Source organism: Succinivibrio sp. (genome assembly GCF_045124615.1).
Classification (GTDB): Bacteria; Pseudomonadota; Gammaproteobacteria; order Enterobacterales; family Succinivibrionaceae; genus Succinivibrio; species Succinivibrio faecicola.
The window spans coordinates 1-2,222 of record NZ_JBGVMC010000404.1 but is presented as its reverse complement, the minus strand read 5'-3'; the positions used below and the strand labels follow the sequence as shown (position 1 = coordinate 2,222).

Genomic DNA, 2,222 nt, shown 5'->3' with positions numbered 1-2,222 from the left:
TTGATTATGTTTAGTGTATCGCCTAAATCAAGGGTATAGAATCTAATGTTTTTAAACCACATAAATATATTCTCAAATGCTGTTCATTTATCCTTGAGATTATCGCTGAAAATAGGCTTTTTTTCAAGTCACAAAAAGCTTTGAAATCCTTTTTCTTAATTGATTTTACGAGTAAATTTCTGTACAATTGAATGATAAAAATTCATTAAAAAATATAAGGTAGATTTGATGTCTGATAATACCGAAAATCCAAACGTAACAGGCACCACTGATTTGACTACAGCTCAGAGTGTAAGTTCAAAAGTTGGTGTTGTTACACTAGAAGAAGAGCTTAAAAAATCCTTTATTGACTATGCAATGTCAGTTATTGTAGATAGAGCTCTTCCTGATGTTAGAGATGGTTTAAAGCCTGTTCACAGACGTGTTCTGTTCGATATGTACGATCTGAATGCTGTGAACTCAGGTCCTACCAAAAAGTCTGCCCGTATCGTTGGTGACGTTGTTGGTAGATTCCATCCTCATGGTGATAGTGCGGTTTATGAGACTATTGTGCGTATGGCTCAGTGGTTCTCTATGCGTGATCCTCTGATTTTCGGTCAGGGTAACTTCGGTAATATTGATGGTGATGGCGCTGCTGCCATGCGTTATACCGAAGTCAAGATGACCAAAATTGCAGAGCAGATGCTTGCAGATATCGACAAGGAAACAGTAGATACCTATCCAAACTACGATGGACAAGAGCAGATCCCTGAGGTTCTTCCTACAAAATTCCCAAATCTTCTTGTAAATGGTTCATCTGGTATTGCCGTTGGTATGGCGACAAACATACCTACTCACAATCTGTCAGAGACTATTGATGCTGTTATAGCTCTTTTAGATAATCCTGATCTTACTCTTGACGAGTTAATGCAGTTTATTCCTGGTCCTGATTTCCCAACAGGCGGTATCATTGTTGGTAATGACGGAATCAAGAAGGCATATCAAACAGGTCGTGGCAGATGTATTATCCGTTCAAGAACCAGAATTGAAACAGATAAATCTGGCAGACAGACAATTATTGTCGATGAGATCCCTTATGTTGTTCATAAGGTTGATATCGTAAATCAGATTACAAACCTCGTTAAAGAAAAGCGTATTGAAGGTATTTCTGATGTTATCGATCTGTCTGACAAGGATAATGCTGTAAAGATTGCAATTGAGCTTAAACGTGATGCATTCCCTGAGGCTGTATTAAACAATCTGTATCAGAGTACCCAGCTTCAGGCTTCCTTCCCAATTAATATGGTTGCTCTTGTTGGCAATCATCCAAAGCAGTTAAGCTTAAAGGAAATCTTAACCGAGTTTGTTAAGTTCCGTCGTGAAGTTGTAACAAGACGTACCGTATTTGATCTTCGCAAGGCAAGACGTATTGCACACGTAAACGAAGGTCTGATGGTTGCAAAGGCAAACATTCAGAAGATTATTGATATCATCACATCATCAGATAATACAGAAGATGCAAGATTAAAACTTCTTGCACAAAGCTGGGATGGTCAGATGATTAGCACCGTTATCCAGAGAACAGCTGAGGGTGTTAATATTGCTCTTCCTCAGGGTGTTGAAGAAGGTGTAGGCCTTATTGATGGTCATTACCATTTATCAGATGCACAGGCAAGGGCTATTCTTGAGTTGAGACTGTCAAAACTTACACATCTTGCTCAGGACGAAATTAAAGACAACTACAATGCACTTTTAGCTGATATTAAAAACTTCCTTGATATTCTGAACAATCCAGAAAGACTCAAGAGCGAAATCAGAAATGAGCTTGTTGAGGTTAAGGAGAAGTTCGGATCACCTCGCCGTTCTACATTCACTGTTGATTTAGGCAAGGTAGACAAGGGCGATCTGATTACAAGACGTGACGTTATTGTAACTTTATCAGAACAGGGATATATCAAGTATCAGGACATTGCTACATATGAATCACAGGGTAGAGGTGGCAGAGGCAAACTTGCTACAAAACTTAAAGATGAGGATTATGTAACAAAGGTTATCGTTGCCTCAACACATGACAGAATGATGTTCTTTACCAATAAGGGTAGAGCATTTGTTCGCATGGTTTACGATCTGCCTACATCAGATAGCAGAACCGCAAAGGGTACACCAGTTCAGAACTTCATCAACATTGATATTGCAAATGGTGAGAGAATTACCGCACTTCTGCCTGTTTCTGATTTTAACGG

The 2,222-nt window shown here is 39.0% G+C and carries 1 protein-coding gene; it reads left to right on the top strand.

The genetic code is table 11. The annotated features are described in order from the left end of the window. Positions 1-228: 228 nt before the first annotated feature. The coding region (locus ACJML3_RS10700) for a DNA topoisomerase (ATP-hydrolyzing) (RefSeq protein ID WP_406023107.1) at positions 229-2,222 on the top strand (1,994 nt) is incomplete at its 3' end.